This window comes from Nocardiopsis yanglingensis (assembly GCF_045809185.1).
In the GTDB taxonomy this organism is placed as follows: Bacteria; Pseudomonadota; Gammaproteobacteria; order Xanthomonadales; family Xanthomonadaceae; genus Stenotrophomonas; species Stenotrophomonas yanglingensis.
The window spans coordinates 118,215-134,507 of record NZ_JBJNRH010000003.1 but is presented as its reverse complement, the minus strand read 5'-3'; the positions used below and the strand labels follow the sequence as shown (position 1 = coordinate 134,507).

15 protein-coding genes and 1 pseudogene are annotated in these 16,293 nt (G+C 66.2%); 11 read left to right on the top strand and 5 right to left on the bottom strand.

All coding sequences use genetic code 11. The features are described from left to right. Positions 1–44: 44 nt before the first annotated feature. Positions 45–524 carry a GNAT family N-acetyltransferase gene (locus ACJ7C5_RS06490; protein ID WP_412703375.1) on the bottom strand — a complete coding sequence of 160 codons (480 nt, stop codon included), beginning with the start codon at positions 522–524 and terminating at the stop codon, positions 45–47. Between the two features lie 133 nt (positions 525–657). Between ACJ7C5_RS06490 and ACJ7C5_RS06485 the strand changes: the two genes are divergently transcribed. Continuing rightward, on the top strand, positions 658–2,853 hold the full coding sequence (locus tag ACJ7C5_RS06485; protein ID WP_412703374.1) for a hypothetical protein: 2,196 nt from the start codon (positions 658–660) through the stop codon (positions 2,851–2,853). A 72-nt stretch (positions 2,854–2,925) separates the two neighbouring features. Next, positions 2,926–3,411 carry a TspO/MBR family protein gene (locus ACJ7C5_RS06480; protein WP_412703373.1) on the top strand — a complete coding sequence of 162 codons (486 nt, stop codon included), beginning with the start codon at positions 2,926–2,928 and terminating at the stop codon, positions 3,409–3,411. A 16-nt stretch (positions 3,412–3,427) separates the two neighbouring features. Here ACJ7C5_RS06480 and ACJ7C5_RS06475 read toward each other — a convergent pair whose 3' ends face one another. Then, a complete protein-coding gene (locus tag ACJ7C5_RS06475; RefSeq protein ID WP_412703372.1) occupies positions 3,428–3,685 on the bottom strand; it encodes a hypothetical protein in 258 nt (85 codons plus the stop codon). A gap of 288 nt (positions 3,686–3,973) precedes the next feature. Here ACJ7C5_RS06475 and ACJ7C5_RS06470 point away from each other — a divergent pair. From ACJ7C5_RS06470 to ACJ7C5_RS06455, 4 genes and pseudogenes are all read left to right on the top strand, one after another. After that, a pseudogene (locus tag ACJ7C5_RS06470) lies at positions 3,974–4,267 on the top strand (hypothetical protein); the annotation flags it as partial. Positions 4,268–4,285: 18 nt separating this feature from the next. Next, complete coding sequence (locus ACJ7C5_RS06465) at positions 4,286–6,211, top strand: sensor histidine kinase (protein ID WP_412703536.1); 1,926 nt, start codon at positions 4,286–4,288, stop codon at positions 6,209–6,211. Continuing rightward, positions 6,208–6,675 (top strand): response regulator, encoded by a 468-nt coding sequence (locus ACJ7C5_RS06460; RefSeq protein WP_110712290.1) that lies wholly within the window; start codon positions 6,208–6,210, stop codon positions 6,673–6,675. Before ACJ7C5_RS06465 ends, ACJ7C5_RS06460 begins: the two co-directional genes overlap by 4 nt. Beyond that, entirely contained in the window at positions 6,668–9,061 is a 2,394-nt protein-coding gene (locus tag ACJ7C5_RS06455; protein ID WP_412703371.1) for a response regulator, read from the top strand. The genes ACJ7C5_RS06460 and ACJ7C5_RS06455 overlap by 8 nt, the downstream gene beginning before the upstream one ends. A 2-nt stretch (positions 9,062–9,063) precedes the next feature. Here ACJ7C5_RS06455 and ACJ7C5_RS06450 read toward each other — a convergent pair whose 3' ends face one another. From ACJ7C5_RS06450 to ACJ7C5_RS06440, 3 genes are read right to left on the bottom strand one after another with little or no spacing between them, the layout of a single operon-like run. After that, a complete protein-coding gene (locus ACJ7C5_RS06450) occupies positions 9,064–9,765 on the bottom strand; it encodes a Rossmann-fold NAD(P)-binding domain-containing protein (protein ID WP_412703370.1) in 702 nt (233 codons plus the stop codon). Between the two features lies 1 nt (position 9,766). Beyond that, positions 9,767–10,441 carry a ChrR family anti-sigma-E factor gene (locus ACJ7C5_RS06445; RefSeq protein ID WP_097049080.1) on the bottom strand — a complete coding sequence of 225 codons (675 nt, stop codon included), beginning with the start codon at positions 10,439–10,441 and terminating at the stop codon, positions 9,767–9,769. After that, complete coding sequence (locus tag ACJ7C5_RS06440; protein WP_412703369.1) at positions 10,438–11,061, bottom strand: sigma-70 family RNA polymerase sigma factor; 624 nt, start codon at positions 11,059–11,061, stop codon at positions 10,438–10,440. Before ACJ7C5_RS06440 ends, ACJ7C5_RS06445 begins: the two co-directional genes overlap by 4 nt. A gap of 133 nt (positions 11,062–11,194) precedes the next feature. Between ACJ7C5_RS06440 and ACJ7C5_RS06435 the strand changes: the two genes are divergently transcribed. The 5 genes from ACJ7C5_RS06435 (at position 11,195) to ACJ7C5_RS06415 (ending at position 16,293) form a co-directional block, all read left to right on the top strand. Beyond that, a complete protein-coding gene (locus ACJ7C5_RS06435; protein WP_412703368.1) occupies positions 11,195–11,962 on the top strand; it encodes a hypothetical protein in 768 nt (255 codons plus the stop codon). 81 nt (positions 11,963–12,043) lie between these two features. Further along, positions 12,044–12,994: an acyl-CoA desaturase gene (locus tag ACJ7C5_RS06430; protein WP_412703367.1), complete on the top strand. Its 951-nt coding sequence runs from the start codon at positions 12,044–12,046 to the stop codon at positions 12,992–12,994. Position 12,995: 1 nt separating this feature from the next. Then, the gene (locus ACJ7C5_RS06425) at positions 12,996–14,273 is read left to right on the top strand and encodes an NAD(P)/FAD-dependent oxidoreductase (RefSeq protein WP_412703366.1); all 1,278 of its coding nucleotides are present in this window, start codon (positions 12,996–12,998) and stop codon (positions 14,271–14,273) included. After that, positions 14,270–15,037, top strand: coding sequence for a DUF1365 domain-containing protein (locus ACJ7C5_RS06420; RefSeq protein WP_412703365.1), 768 nt, complete (start codon positions 14,270–14,272; stop codon positions 15,035–15,037). Before ACJ7C5_RS06425 ends, ACJ7C5_RS06420 begins: the two co-directional genes overlap by 4 nt. Beyond that, positions 15,034–16,293, top strand: a complete 1,260-nt coding sequence (locus tag ACJ7C5_RS06415; RefSeq protein ID WP_412703364.1) for a class I SAM-dependent methyltransferase — start codon at positions 15,034–15,036, stop codon at positions 16,291–16,293. The genes ACJ7C5_RS06420 and ACJ7C5_RS06415 overlap by 4 nt, the downstream gene beginning before the upstream one ends.

Sequence of the window (16,293 nt, the reverse complement as noted above, 5' to 3'; positions counted from 1 at the left end):
ATTCCGCCCGACGCACCGAAGCCGATGGACAGCGATATCGCTGTCTACAGGAACCGGTGCATCACATATACATCAACCAACCCCAGCGACCGATGCCGGAACGCCGCCGGCAGCGTCCCGACCACGGCGAAGCCCAACTTTCGATACAGCTCAACCGCTGGCGCATTGGTACTGACCACGTAATTGAACTGCATGGCCAGGAACCCCTCCGATCTGGCGCGATCCAGGCTGTGCGCCACCAGCGCCCGCCCGATGCCACACCCTTGCGTCAGCGGATCGACCACATAGGTAGCGCTGGCCACATGCGCGCCCAGGTCTGGATAGTTGGCGCCCATCTTGTACATTCCAACCACCCGGTCTTCCAGAACGGCCACATCGGCTGTCTGCAGCCCGAACCAATGACTTCGAAAGGTTTCGGCCTCGAATGTGCGGCCAAAAGGCAGTGCGTCCCCGGCCGCGATAGCGGCCTTGAAGATCGCCCACATGGCGTCGAAGTCACCGGCGGTGGAGGCTCGGATTTCCATGCAATTCCTCGCGGATCGGCGTAGCGGGCAAGGCGGACACTAGCAGAATCCAGCAAGTGCCCCGCACCCGCTTCACGCGCCACCGCCATCGGTTCGGCAATAGTTGAGTGAATTCCGGCCCTTAGAGCAGTACATGCCCCCTACTTCCGCGCGCATCCCGCACCGGCTCCGCCGATGGCGCGTCGCTGGCTACATCCTGCTGGGCGTGTACGTTCTCTACCTGCTGGCCGGCAACATCTTCCTCAACACCCCGCTGTTCGATCAGGTCACCAACCGCAAGCCGCACAAGTTCGTGATGACGACTGGCCCGGCCATCACGCTGCTGCCCGGCCATGTGATCGCGTGGAACGTGCATATGCGCGGTCACGTCAACCATACCGTCTACGTACTGCACGCCGAGCGTGCCAGCGCTCGCTTGGCGGTCCTGCCCCTGTTCCGCCGCGAAGTGAGGGTTCCGCGATTGCAGGCCACTGGCGTGTCGGCCGAGATCAGTCGCGTCGAGGACGCCATTCCGTCACCGCCGCGTAGCGACCAGGGCTGGACCCTGCGCTTCGACGCCATCCACAGCGACAGCATTCGCAGTGCCCGGCTCGGCAAGCTGCTGATCATCGGCAAGGGCCAGGGCACGGTCGGGTTCCTCAAGCAGCTGCGCGGCGGCCCGTCCGAACTGTTCGATTCCGAGGTTTCGTTCAGAAATGCAGATACCAGCTATGACGGCGTGCAGCTGCTGGGCGACATGAATCTGACTGCGCGTTTCAGCTATCCGCGCCACTATCGCGACCAGGCGCCCGGCCTGGCCAAGTTGAAGCTGCTGCATGCGCAACTTGAGGTGGACGCGCGCAGCCAGGGCCTGCGCATGGATACGGACGCCACAACGCCAAAGATCTCCAGCGCGCCCGTGCCCGGACGCCTGCAACTGGCAGTTCACATGATCAACGGCCAACTGCAACCCGGTGACCACGCGCTCTGGCAGGTGCCGCTCTTCCTCGGCGATGGCGCGCCCGATCGCGGTGTGCTGGCCCTGCAGCTCAATGTGGCCAACGATCTGCGCCTGCAGGCCCGCCTGCCGCCACGCCCGGATTCGGCCGCCGGCATCGATGCCGACCTGCACATCACCGGGCGCGAGATTCCATTCCAGCACCCTGCCCAGTTGCTGGAACGCAGCTCCGGCACCGTGCGTGGCGAATGGACCTTCACCTCGCTCAACTGGATCCCTGCCCTGTTCGTGCGCAAACCGTGGCTGCAGCTGGACGGCGGCGGCACGCTGAAGGCGGATCTGCGCCTGCGCAATGGCGAACTGATCGAAGGCAGCACCGTGGACATTCCTTCGGCTGCCGCCGTGGCCGAGGTCGCTGGCGTGCGCCTGGCCGGCACGGCCAGTGCGCATGGCGAGCTGAAGGCCGCCACCCCCACTCAGGCTCAGCTGGCGATCCGGCTGCCCCGCTTCACCGCGCGCCCAAGCGATGCGAAGGATGTGCGGCTGTTCGACGGGCGTGACCTGGCCGTGGACCTCACCGGCGATGGCCGCCTGCAGGAACTGCGCAAGGGCGTTCGCGCACGGTTGCGTTTCAGCGAGGCGACCATCCCTGACCTGGCCGTCTACAACCGCTACCTTGGCTCTCAACAGGTGCGCCTGCTGCGTGGCACCGGCAGCCTCAGCGGCGACGCCACGCTCGACACCGATGGCCGCGTCGGCCATGGCACCGCGCGCCTGCGGGGGCGCAACACCAGCGCGAAGGTTGCAGGCCTGGACATGGGCGGCGATGTCGACGTGAACGCGACGCTTCGCCGCGGGGACTTCAACCAGCGCCATTTCGATCTGTCCGGCACCACCGTGGAACTGCGCAATGTGCAGGTGGCCGGTACCGACTCCAGCAGCGCGTGGAAAGGCCGTGCTGTGTTCAAGCGGGGCCGCATCGACGCGCAGTCCCCGTTCCAGGTGGACGCCACCACCGATCTGACCCTGAGCGATGCACGCCCCTTGCTGGCGGTGTTCGCCAAGCGCACCGACTACCCGCGCTGGACGCTCTCACTGCTTGACTCCGGCCAGGTCGATGCACAGGCCACGTTGCGCTGGCGTCCAGGTCATCTGCTGATCGACGGGCTGCAGGCCGAGAATGATCGCCTGACGGTACGTGCGCGGCTGGATCTTCTGGAGCAGCGCAAGCGTGGCGATCTTTACCTGCGCTGGGGGCTGCTGGGAGCGGGCATCGAGCTTGATGGCGAACAGCGGCAGTGGCATCTGGCCAAGGCGCGCGAATGGTTCGATCAACGCCCTTCGCTGTTGCCAGCTGGCGGAAGTGGAAGCGCCACGAGCTCTTCAGACTGATCGCCCTGGGGCTGCATCCATTTGCCGCCTCCGTTCGTATGAGCGGGTAAACGCAGGATGGAGCGGCACGGAATGAAGCGGCGTTCACAGGTTATGGGTCTTCTGGGATGGGGCGTGGTCACGTTTGCGGCGGCGGCAGTCGGCGCATGGGCATCGACATCCGCCGCCAGCTTCTACGCCACCCTCGCCTTGCCCGCGTGGGCACCGCCTGCCAGCGTGTTTGGCCCGGTATGGAGCCTGCTCTACGCGATGATGGCTGTTGCTGCATGGCTGGTCTGGCGTGAGCGCGGCTGGCGAGGTGCACAACCGGCGCTGACGCTCTATCTGCTGCAGTTGGCCGTCAATGCGCTATGGAGCTGGCTGTTCTTCGGCTGGAAGCTGGGCGCGCTGGCCTTCGTCGACATCCTGGCACTGATCACGCTGGTGTGCGCAACGATCGTTGCCTTCGCCCGCATCCATCGTGGTGCGGCGGTGATGCTGCTGCCTTACCTGGCCTGGATATCGTTCGCCTCGGCGCTGAACTTCGCGGTGTGGCGCGCCAATCCCGGGTTGCTGTGAGCCAGTCTCAGTGCGCTCAGGCCTGTGCGACGCGGCGCGGCTGCCATGCACGCAGCAACGCCGGCTTGAACGCCTGCTGGCCACAACCTGTGGGGCATCGCACCACGCGCGCCGCAGTGTGGCTGACCAGCCCCTGCCCCTCCTCGGCCCTGAACACCGTTTCGCAGCTCATGCACCGCGCAACCAGCGAGTACAGGTGGAGCAGGCGTCCACTGGCCGGGTCCTGCAACGCATCCACATCCAGCAGCTCAAACTGGCAACTGTCGGCAAGCATGCGGTATGGCGTTGAAGGCAAGGTCTGCAGGTTCACGGGACGTGGTCACTCAGGAATGTGCATTCACCCTAGGCAAGTCGGTGTCGAGCGCGCGTGCAGCGCACATGTACCTTTCGCGAAACATGCAAGTGCTGTTGGAATGTCCAGATGAAGAATTCAGGTTTGAATGAAACGTTCTTCACGCGCACGTGCTGGTATGCGAATGCACGATTTTGCTTCACCATCCATGCATACCGGATGCGACGCTGGGCCATTCCAGCCATCCACGAATCATGAGTCCCGCCCTTGATGCCTTCTGCCGAGTCCACGCACGACACTGCCCAGTCCCGTTGTGCGCGCGAACCGATTCATACGCCCGGTGCCATCCAGCCATACGGCGTGCTTCTGGTCGTGGAGCCACAGTCACTGCGGGTGCGTGAGCGCGCCATCAGCCAGCCAGGGCTGCTGCAGCAGTTCGGCGAGCCTTTGACGCAGCATGTCAGTGAGGTGCTTGGCGGCGTGCTGGCGCCCTTCCAGGCATTGCTCCAGCAGGCCACGGTCGGCAGCAGCGCCCATGTCGGCGCAGTGCACCTGGATGGTCACGGCCGGCATCAGCTGTTGGTGCATCGATCCGCCACCGATCTGCTGGTCGAGCTGGAGGCACCGGTTCCCGGCCAGCCGGGTTCGCTGGAAGAACTGTATCCGTCGATCCGCGAACTGATGACCGGCATCGAATCGGCCACCACCGTGGAAGATCTGTGCCAGCTGGCGGCCGCGCACATGCGCCGGCTGACTGGCTTCGACCGCACCCTGGTCTACCAGTTCGATGCCGGCTGGAACGGTATGGTGGTCGCCGAGGATGGCAACGGCCTGTTGCCGTCCTACCTGGACCTGCGCTTCCCCGAATCGGACATTCCGGCCCAGGCCCGCGAGCTGTACCGGCGCAACCGGGTGCGATTGATCGCGGACAACAACTACACCCCCGCCCCGCTGATGCGCAGCGAGGAGCACCGCGACGCGCCGGCCACCGACCTGAGCCTGGCCGTGCTGCGCAGCGTTTCGCCCGTGCACCTGCAGTACATGCGCAACATGGGCACCGGCGCATCGATGTCGGTGTCGCTGGTGCATGAGGGCCAGCTGTGGGGCCTGGTGTCCTGCCACACGGTGCAGCCGCGCCGCCTGCCCTATCACGTGCGCACCGCCTGTGAATTCATGGGCCAGATCCTCTCGCTGCAGATCGCCCTGAAGGAGCGCGCACGTGCCATCGAAGAGCGCGTGGCGCGCCGCTCGGTGCTGGTCAAGCTGCTGGCACGCATGGCCGGCGACGAGGATTTCATGGCTGCGCTGCGCCACGATGAAGCCAGCCTGCTGTCGCTGACCGGTGCCGCAGGCGCCGCCATTGTGCACAAGGGCGACTGCATGCGTGTGGGCCAGTGCCCGCTCGCGACCGACGTGCTGGCCCTGGCCGATTGGCTGGCCGCACAGCAGGCCGGGCAGGAAACGTATTGTAGTGACCACCTCGCGGCCGACTGGGCGCCCGGCGCACGCCTGTCCGACGTGGCCAGCGGCGTCCTGGCGGTGTCCATTTCGCAGCTGCACGACAGCTACCTCATGTGGTTCCGCCCCGAAGTGGTGCGTACCGTGCGCTGGGGTGGCGACCCACGCAAAGCGGCGGCGCCCGGCGTGGCGTTGTCTCCGCGCAGCTCCTTCGAGGCGTGGAAGGAAACCGTTCAGCAGCGCAGCCTGCCGTGGAACGACGCCGACCGCGATGCCGCGCACGAAATGCGCACGGCCATCGTCGACATCGTGCTGCGCAAGGCCGAGGAAATGGCTGAGCTCAACGAGCAGCTGGTCCGCAGCAACAAGGAACTCGAAGCGTTTTCCTATTCGGTCAGCCACGACCTGCGTGCGCCCTTCCGCCACATCGTCGGCTACTCGGAACTGCTGGGAAGCTCGGCCGGCGAACGCCTCAACGATACCGAGCGCCGCTTCCTGGATACCATCGTGGAATCGGCCAAATCTGCCGGAACGCTGGTGGACGACCTGCTGAGCTTCTCGCAGATGGGCCGCTCCACGCTCGGCCGGGTGCGGCTGGACATGGCAGCACTGGCCGAGGATGTCCGCAGGAGTCTGGCACTGGACTACGCCGGACGCGACGTGCAGTGGACGCTGGCGCCGCTGCCGGAGGTGCAGGCCGACCCGACGATGATGCGCCTGGTCTGGCAGAACCTGCTGGCCAACGCGGTCAAATTCACCCGTGAGCGCGATCAGGCGGTTATCGAGGTCGGTCACCAGCGAAACGACGACGAAGAACACTTCTTCGTGCGCGACAACGGCTGCGGTTTCGACATGCGTTATGTCGACAAGCTGTTCGGCGTGTTCCAGCGCCTGCATCACGTCGAGGAATTCGAAGGCACCGGCATCGGCCTGGCCAATGTGCGCCGTATCGTCGGCCGCCATGGCGGCAGGACCTGGGCCGAGGGCGAACCCGGCAAGGGCGCCACGATCCATTTCACTTTACCCCGTTCCACAGGAGATCACCCATGAGGGACCTGCGGCCGATCCTCCTGGTAGAGGACAGCCCCAAAGATGCAGAGCTGACGCTGGCCGCACTTGCGCGTTGCCAGTTGCTGAACGATGTCATCCATGTACGTGACGGCGCCGAAGCGCTGGATTACCTGCGCTGCGAAGGCAAATTCGCCGGCGCCAATCACGGCGGCCCGGTGGTGGTGCTGCTGGACCTGAAGCTGCCCAAGGTGAACGGCCTGGAGGTGCTGGAGCAGGTGCGTGGCGATTCGAACCTGAGCAGCACGCCGGTGGTGATGCTGACCTCCTCCCGCGAAGAGCAGGATCTGGTGCGCAGTTACGAACTGGGCGTCAATGCGTTCGTGGTCAAGCCAGTCGATTTCAAGGAATTCTTCGACGCGATCCAGGGCCTGGGCATGTTCTGGGGCATCACCAACCAGCCACCGCCGCATCGCCCCAACGGCTCGGGGCAGCACAATGCGTGATGGATCGCGCCGCAGCGAGCGCCTGCGCATCCTCATGCTGGAGGACAGTGCGCTTGATGCGGAGCTGATCACCGCACAACTGCAGCGGGCCGGCCTCGACTTCGAGGCTGAGCGCCTGTGGACCCGCAATGCCTTCATCGAGGCGATCGAGAATCGCGCCTTCGATGTCATCCTGGCCGATCATGTGCTGCCGGGATTCGATGGCGACGCCGCGCTGGCGCTGGCCCGTGAGCGCATCCCGCAGACGCCCTTCATCTTTGTCTCCGGCACGCTTACCGAGGAGCTGGCGGTACAGGCCCTGACCCGCGGCGCGCGCGACTACGTGGTCAAGCAGCGCCTGCAACGCCTGCCGGATGCGATCCGCCGCGCCCGCCAGGAGGCGCATGAGCGCACCCAGCTGGCCCACGCGCAGGCCGCCCTGAATGACAGCCAGGCCCAGCTGCAGCAGGTGACTGATGCCGTACCGGCACTGATCGCCCAGCTCGACAGGGAGCATCGCTACCGCTTCGCCAACAAGGCCTTCCTCGACTGGCACGGCGTCAGCCTGGCTGAACTGCTGGGCCGTACGGCGCGCGATGTCAGCGGCATTTCCGCCTTCGAACATGCCCTGCCCAGCATCGAGCGGGTGCTGCAGGGCGAGCGCACCCGCTTCCAGGTGGAGCTGGCCCACCGCAGCGGCGAATCACGTTTCGTGCAGATGGACTGCGTGCCGGAGCGAGGCGCCGACGGCGCCGTGGTCGGCTACATCTGCCTGGGCAGCGACGTCTCCGGGCTGAAGCAGGCGGAGCTGGCCCTGCGCGAAGACAACCAGCTGCTCGAACGGCAGGTGCAGGCGCGTACCACCGAACTCCGGGCCAGCAAGCGGCGCTTGCAGGCCATCTTCGAATCCAGCTTCCAGCATCAGGTGCTGCTGGACCTGGATGGCCGCGTGGTCGACGCCAATGTCGCGTCGTTGGCTGCCGTGTTGGCCGACAAGCCCGACGTTGTAGGTCAGCGCTATGGGCAATCGCCGTGGTTTGCCACCAGCGATGACGTCGGCATCCTCGTGGACCAGGCCATTGCCGCTGCCGCGAAGGGCCACAGCTCGTTGCATGCGCTGGAGCTGGAACTGCCGACCGGCCGCCGCAGCTACGATTTCTCGTTCCGTCCGCTACTGGATGCCGAGGGCGCGGTGACCGCCGTGGTCTCCGAAGCGGTGGAAACGACTGCACGCCTGCAGGCCGAGCATGCGCTGCGCCAGTCACAGAAGATTGAAGCGGTGGGCCAGCTCACCGGCGGCATCGCCCACGATTTCAACAACATCCTGACGGTGATTTCCGGCAACGTTGAACACGCCATGCTGCTCAGCGAGCGGGCCGGCGAGCCGGGCGCCATGGTCAGTCGTGCGCTGGACAATGCTCTGAAAGGCGTGGGCCGTGCCGCCAGCCTGACCCAGCGCCTGCTGGCATTTGCCCGGCGCCAGCCACTGCACAGCCAGGCAGCCAATCTCAACGACCGCCTGCTGGACATGCATGACATGCTGCAGCGCGCCCTGGGTGAGCTGGTACAGCTGGAAATCCGTGCCGCCGAGGACGTCTGGTGCGTCGAGATCGACGTCAGCCAGCTGGAGGCATCGGTACTCAACCTGGCCGTCAACGCCCGCGATGCCATGCCCCACGGCGGCCGGCTGGTGATCGAGGTCGACAACAGCCATCTCGACCACGACTACGCCGCCTTGTTCCCCGATGCAGCGCCTGGCGAGTACGTGATGCTGCGGGTTCGCGACAATGGCCACGGCATGGACGCGGCCACCCTCGCGCGCGTGTTCGAACCCTTCTTCACCACCAAGCAGGTTGGCCGTGGTACCGGCCTGGGCCTGTCGATGGTGCATGGCTTCGTCAAGCAGTCCGGCGGCCATGTACTGATCGATTCGGTGGAGGGCGGCGGCACCAGCATCACCATGATGTTCCCGCGTTCGGCACTGGCCCTGCCCTGCGAGGCACCACCGACCGGCCTGGCCGGTTACTCGCCACGCGAGGAAACCATCCTGGTGGCCGAGGACAACGATGATGTGCGTGCGCACACCGTTGATGCACTGCGCCTGCTGGGCTATCGCGTGCTGGAAGCGCACGATGGCCCATCCGCACTGCGCCTGCTGGAGCGTCCGGACACCACGGTCGACCTGCTGTTCTCCGACGTGGTGATGCCCGGCATGTCGGGCTGGGAGCTGGTGCGGGAAGTCCGGGAGCGCTGGCCCGACGTCGCGGTCCTGTTCACCTCAGGCTATCCACGCGATCACGACGCGGTCGGCAGCCAGGGCCGGGCGGCCGCGCTGCTGCCCAAGCCATTTACCCGCAGCGACCTGGCCCAGGCGGTGCGTACCGCGCTGGAAGGTGCGGCGCACTGAGATCAGGCAACCGGATCGCGCACGTCCGTCGCGATCCGGTTGATGTCCGCGCACTCCACCGTCGCCGGCGAATGCTCCATGCCGGCCAGCGCAATCATCGCCTGGCCCAGTGCCAGGTTGCTGGTCACCAGTGACGGCGCGATCACACCCGCCAGTTTCATCAAGGGTGCGCCACCCCAGTACAGCGGCTTCAGCAGGCCATGACGGGTGCCGGTGCCTTGCACGGGGCGCACGCCACCCGGACGCAGCATGACCGTGCGGACCGGCAGCGCCTGCAGTGCCCGCTCGGTTTCGCCCTTGACCCGCAACGGCATCAACCGGCGTCGCGCATCCGCACCCGCGCCGGATACATACAGGAAACACCCCTGTGGGTTCGCCGTGGCCCAGGCGCGGGCGACGGCCAAAGTGGTGTCCAGTGTCACCCGTCGATACTCGGCCTCGGCCGTGCCCACCGGTGGAGCACCCGCGCAGTAGAAGCAGGCATCGAACCCCGACAGAACATCCTGCCGTTCCTCGATCCTGAGGAAGTCAGGCACGATCAGTTCGCTGCCGCTGCCGTTGAGGCTTCCCGGGTGCCGGACCAGCGCGGTCAGATTGGCGACCCGGGGCGAGCGCTGGCAGGCCAGGGCCACACCCTGCCCCACCAGCCCCGCGGCACCGGTCAACAGAACCCGTAGCGCGCCCGTTGCCATCGCCGCACTCATCCTAGAGCTTCACAAACCGCTGGATCTTCCGCGCCAGCCAACCGCTGAACACCAACGGCGCATCCAACGCTGATACACAGATGCACGGCACGCCCGGCGCGGTTACCGGTTGATGTTCTACATCCTCATCCAGATCCGCAACATCGCCCGGTGCGAACAACCCCAGCGCATCGTTGTACGAGCCACGCAGAATCTGGGTCAGCTCGCTGCGGCCATGGCTGTGCATGGGCAGGCATTTGCCTGGGGCGATCTTCAGCATGATCAGCGAAGGCATCTGCTCGGCACGGATGCAGTGCACCCCCGGCGCCATCCAACGCCAGCGCAGGCCGCTGAGCGAGCTGCCGAAATACGGATGCAGAGAGGCAGGTAGATGGTCCGGGTTGGCCTCGGGCCGCTCCTTCGGCACGGCACGTGCGAGCCCAGCGATGGCCGTCGGCGCCTCTGCAGCCAGCCGCATCAGCATCGCCTCGCGCAACTGCTCGCGGCGCGCGTCGGTTGCAGACGGCTGGGTCTGCTCCAGCAGCACCGAACCGATCGCTTCGGCGTCGCGCAGGCGCTGACGGCAATGCGGGCACTGCTCCAGGTGGGCACCGGCCACGATGCTCAACGGCGCCGGCAGCGCCCCGGCGGCATAGCTCATCAGGGTGGATTCGTGCAGGTGGTGGTGCGGGTTCATGGCGCACCTCCCACTTTCGCCTGCAGTTGCAGGAACGCTCGGCGCAGGTGTGATTTGACCGTCCCCAGAGGCATGCCCAGCGCCTCGGCGATTTCGCTGTGGCTCTTGGCTTCGAAATAGGACATCCGCACCAGCCGCGCCTGCACCGCAGGCAGCTCGTTGATGCGCTGGCGCAGACGCGCCTGATCGGCGAACTGCTCGGCACTGCTGCGCTCGATCACATCCAGTGTTGCCGCATCCTCCACCGCCGCCTGCACCTGCATCCAGCTGCGTTCACGCCGCACTCGATCGATATGCAGGTTGCGGGCGATGCGATACAGCCAGGTGCTCAGCGCGCCCTGTGCAGGATCATAATCAGCGGCACGAAGCCACAGCCGCAACAGGCACTCCTGCGCCACTTCTTCGGCCATGGCATCAGCTGCACCCAGGCCGCGCAGGTACACGCACAGCCGCGGCATGAAGTAGTCGTAGATCCGCATGAAACAGTCGCGGTCGCGCAGCCGCGCCACGCCATCCATGTCACCGGCCCAGTTCGTCGGCTCGCTGCTGGGCTGCTGGGAACTGGACACGGTGCGTGCGGTATCGAAGTTGAGGAGAGTGCTGGCGGCGTCAGGGTACATCTGCGTTCGCGGCGGGCAGGTGAAGGTCTGTCCTCTGTACGCGCGGGAGCAGCCATTGGATGCAGCCGGCACTGCGCATCCAACCGGCCGCCTCCGCCGTATCACCTGGGCCCTCTCCTTCCGGATGAAGACCATGCGCACTGCCTGGCTGTTGCTGTGCCTGCCCCATGCCGCGCTGGCGGCCCCCTGGCTGCGAAGTGAGGGCGTGGCGACCTCCAGCCAGGGCGCCGTTCTTTACCGTGAAGTGCACTGGCGGCACGAGGTATCGGAGGGCGCCGAACGATGGGTGTTGTACCAATGCCCGGATGGCCAGCCATTCGCGCGCAAGCATCTGCCGGCAAGCGCCTGGCCACAGGCACGGGGCTACTCGCTCGAGGACCATCGCAGCGGCCAGAAGGCCGAGGTAGAGGCCGCCGGCGATTCGGTGTCGATCTCCTGGCAGGAAGATGGCACAAGCCCGCTGCGGCAAGGCCAGCTCGAGTTGCCGACGGATGCGGTGATCGATGCAGGGTTCGACGCCGCGGTGCGCCTGCACTGGCCAGCGCTGCTGCGGGGCGAGCGCATCACACTGCCGTTCCTGGTGCCGGCCCGCCAGCGCTACTTTCCGGTGCAGGTGCGGCGCACCGGCCCTGTTCGCTGGCAGGGCATCGACGCCCAGGCCATCGAGGTCAGTCTGGACACCTGGTACGGCGGCATCGCGCCGCGCCTGGCCCTGGTCTATGCCACTGCCGACCGCCGCCTGCTGGAGTTCCGCGGCACCAGCAACCTGCGCGATGCGCGCGGCAGCTACCCACAGGTGATCGTGCGTTTCAACTCTCCGCCCGCCGGGCGATCGGCAAGCGACTGGCAACAGGCGTGGGCGCAACCCCTGGTGGAGCGTTGCGTCGTGACGCCCAGGTGAAGCCGAAATTTACTGCGCCGTGGCGCATCCATTGCGCATCCTGCTGCGTACAGGAAGACACGACACCCGCCGAGATCCGTCATGGCCTCTGTAGCGCCCCTCCCCCGTCGACGCCGGCGCCTGCTGCGTACGTTGCAGCGCTGGATCGATACCGGCAACACCACAGAGACCACCGGCGAACAACCCGGCCGCATCGACTGGTTGCGCGCGGTGCCGTTCGCGCTGATGCACCTGGCGTGTATCGCAGTACTCTGGGTAGGCATTTCGTGGACAGCGGTGATCGTCGCAGCAGGACTCTACGCGGTGCGCATGTTCGCCATCACCGCGTTCTATCACCGCTATTTCTCGCACCGGACTTTCCAGGCATCGCGAACGGTGCAGTTCGTGTTCGCTGTCATCGGCGCCTCCAGCGTGCAGCGTGGGCCGCTTTGGTGGGCCGCCCATCATCGCCATCACCATCGGCATGCCGACCAGCCGCTGGATCCCCACTCGCCACGCGAAGGTGGCTTCTGGCGCAGCCACATGGGCTGGTTCCTGACCCGCGAAGCGTTCGCCACCGATCTGTCGCGGGTACCGGACCTGGCGCGCTTCCCGGAGCTGCGCTGGCTGGACCGCTTCGATACGGCAGTACCGGTACTGCTGGCCGCAGCGCTGTACGCGCTGGGTGCTGGGCTGGAGCGCTGGGCGCCAGGCCTGCACACATCTGGTCCGCAGCTGCTGGTTTGGGGCTTCTTCATTTCCACCATCGTGCTGTTCCACGCCACGGTCACCATCAATTCGCTGGCGCACCGCTTTGGCCGCCGCCGCTTCGAGACCCGCGACGACAGCCGCAACAACTTGTGGTTGGCGCTGCTCACCTTCGGCGAAGGCTGGCACAACAACCATCACTTCTTCCCGGGCACCGTCCGCCAGGGCTTCCGCTGGTGGGAAGTGGATCTGACCTGGTACGGGCTGCGCGCAATGGCGGCGCTGGGCCTGGTCAAAGGACTCAAGCCCATTCCCGAGTGGGTGCTGGCCAAGGCAAGGTACTGACATGCGCATCGCGATCATCGGTTCGGGCATCGCAGGGCTGGCCAGCGCCTGGTGGCTGGACGGCGAACACGACGTCACGCTGTTCGAGGCCAACGACTATCTGGGCGGCCATACCCACACCCACGACGTGGAGGTGGCGGGTATACGCATGGCAGTGGATACCGGTTTCATCGTGTTCAATCCCCAGCACTATCCGCTGCTGACCGCATTGTTCGACGAGCTGGGTGTAGCTTCGCAGCCGACCACTATGAGCTTCTCGATGCACAGCGAGCGCAGCGGCGTGGAGTACAACGCCACCTCGCTGGATGGCCTGTTCTGCCAGCGCCGCAACCTGGTGTCGCCGCGGTTCTGGGGCATGCTGGCCGACCTGCGCCGGTTCTACCGCGATGCCCCCCTGTTGCTGGCAGAAGACGAGGGCCCAACGCTGGGGCAGTACCTGCGCACCCAGCGCTACGGCGATGCCTTCATCGACGAGCACCTGCTGCCGATGGCCTCCGCGCTGTGGTCGTCCCCGACGGCCACGGTGATGGACTTCCCGGCGCGCTATCTGGCCCAGTTCATGGCCAACCACCAGATGCTGCAGATGACCGGGCGTGCGCCGTGGCGGGTGGTGAGCGGCGGATCGGCGCGCTATGTCGACGCCCTGCGCGCCCGCTGGCGGGTGCATGAGCGGCTGGAGTGCCCGGTGCAGTCGGTCGAGCGCATGCCCTGGGGGGCGCGCGTGCACAGCGCGGCCGGCGTGGAAGGCTTCGATGAGGTCATCCTGGCCTGCCACAGCGACCAGGCCCTGGCGCTGCTGCGTGACGCCGACCCCATCGAGCGCGACGTGCTCGGCGCCATCCACTATCAAACCAATGAAGCGGTGCTGCACACCGATGCGTCGTTGCTGCCGCGCAACCGCAAGGCGTGGGCGGCGTGGAACGCGCACGTGCCACAGGATCGCACCGCGCCCTGCACGGTCAGCTACTGCATGAACCTGCTGCAGGGGCTGCCCGGTGACACCCCTCTGGTGGTGACCCTCAACCGCAGCGCGGCGATCGACCCCGGCAAGGTGCTGCGCACCCTGCATTACGCGCACCCGGTACACGACCACGCGGCGGTGCGGGCACAGCAGCGCTGGGCGGAACTGCAGGGCCGCCGCCACACCTGGTTTGCAGGCGCCTATTGGGGCTGGGGCTTCCATGAGGATGGCATCCGCAGTGCCCGCCGCGTGGTCGATGCCCTGCGCACCTGCCAGCCGCACCGCGTCTTGGCGGCTTCCGGCGAGGTAGCCGCATGAGCGCCAGCGCGCTCTACTTCGGGCGGGTGATGCACTGCAGGCACCTTCCACACCCGCATGCGTTCCGCTACCCCATCGCGCAGCTGCTGCTCGATCTGGACGAGCTGGACACGGTGTTCGCCGACCGCTGGCTATGGTCGGTCAATCGCCGCAACCTGGCCGAGTTCCGTCGCAGCGACTACTTCGGCGATCCCGCGCGGCCTTTGGCCGATGCAGTGCGCGACCACGCTGCAACCACGCTCGGCTACCGGCCGACCGGCCCGGTGCGCCTGCTCACCCATCTCCGCTTCGCCGGGCACGTGTTCAACCCGGTCAGCCTCTACTACTGCTACCGGGCCGATGGCCGCACCCTGGACTGCATCGTCGCCGAGATCACCAACACGCCCTGGAAGGAACGGCACGCCTATGTGCTGCCAGTCGCGACGGCCACGCATGAAGGCACCTCACTTCGCTGGCGGTTCGACAAGTGCTTCCATGTCTCGCCCTTCATGCCGATGGATTGCCATTACGACTGGCGGTTCAACTGCCCTGATGAGGATCTGCGCGTGCACATGCAGGTCTGGCGCGACGGCGTGCGTCAGTTCGATGCCACCCAGGCCATGCAGCGGCGTGCCCTGGATGGCCGCGGGCTGGCCCGGGTCCTGGCCTGCTATCCCCTGATGACCACCCAGGTGGTGGCCGCCATTCACTGGCACGCACTGCGGCTGTGGTTGAAACGCAACCCGGTGCACGACCACCCCACTCTTGCCGAGAAACCGCGATGAACTCGATGACTCCTTCGGTCGCGCTGCCGCGCCCCGGTGCCTTGGATGCTTTCCTGCGCCGCCGCCTGCTGGCCCAGCTTGCCCCCCTGCGCGATGGTCGGCTGTGCGTGCGCGATGCACTTGGCGAAGTCTGGCTGGGCGATGCCCGCGGCGAGCTGCATGTCACCGTCACCATCGATGACCCGGCGTTCTATCGCAAAGTTGCTGCGCAAGGCAGTGTGGGTGCAGGTGAAAGCTACATCCAGGGCGAGTGGCACTGCGATGACCTGGTGGCACTGATCCGGCTGCTGGTGCGTAATCGTGACCTGCTGGATGGCATGGAGCGTGGCCCGGCCCGTGTGGGAGGCTGGCTGCTGCGGGGCTGGAACCGTCTGCGCCGCAACAGCCGTGAAGGCAGCCGCCGCAACATTGCCGCGCACTATGACCTGGGCAACGATTTCTTTGCCCTGTTCCTGTCGCCGGACCTGATGTACTCGTCGGCGTTGTTCGCCAGCGAATCCGAGTCATTGGAATCCGCTTCGCGGCGCAAGCTGGACCACATCTGCCGACAGCTGCAGCTCAAGCCGGGCGACCGCGTGGTGGAAATCGGCACCGGCTGGGGTGGTTTCGCGGTACATGCCGCCCAGTACTACGGCTGCCATATCACCACCACCACCATCTCTGTCGAGCAGCATGCGCTGGCCACCCAGCGCGTGCGGGACGCAGGGCTGCAGGACCAGGTCACGCTGCTGATGCAGGACTACCGCGACCTGCAGGGCCAGTTCGACAAGCTGGTATCGATCGAGATGATCGAAGCCATCGGTGCCCAATACCTGGACACCTACATGGCGACGCTGCAGCGCCTGCTCAAACCCGACGGTGTTGCACTGCTGCAGGCCATCACCATCGAGGACCATCGCTACGAACAGGCCCGGCGCAGCGTCGACTACATCAAGCGCTATGTGTTCCCGGGCAGCTTCATCCCATCGATCAACGCGATCATGGCCGCCAAGACCCGGGCCAGCGACCTGCAGCTGATCGCCCAGCAGGACTTCGGCCACTCCTACGCGCTGACCCTGCGCGCGTGGCGCCAGCGCTTCCTGATCCAGCTTCCCGCAGTGCAGGCGCAGGGCTTTGATGCGCGCTTCTGTCGGCTGTGGGAGTTCTATCTGGCCTATTGCGAGGGCGGCTTCCTGGAACGTTCGATCGGCGTCTCGCATCTGTTGCTGGCCCGGCCGGACCACCGGCCCGTCTTCGCTGCAGCCGACAGCCGCTGA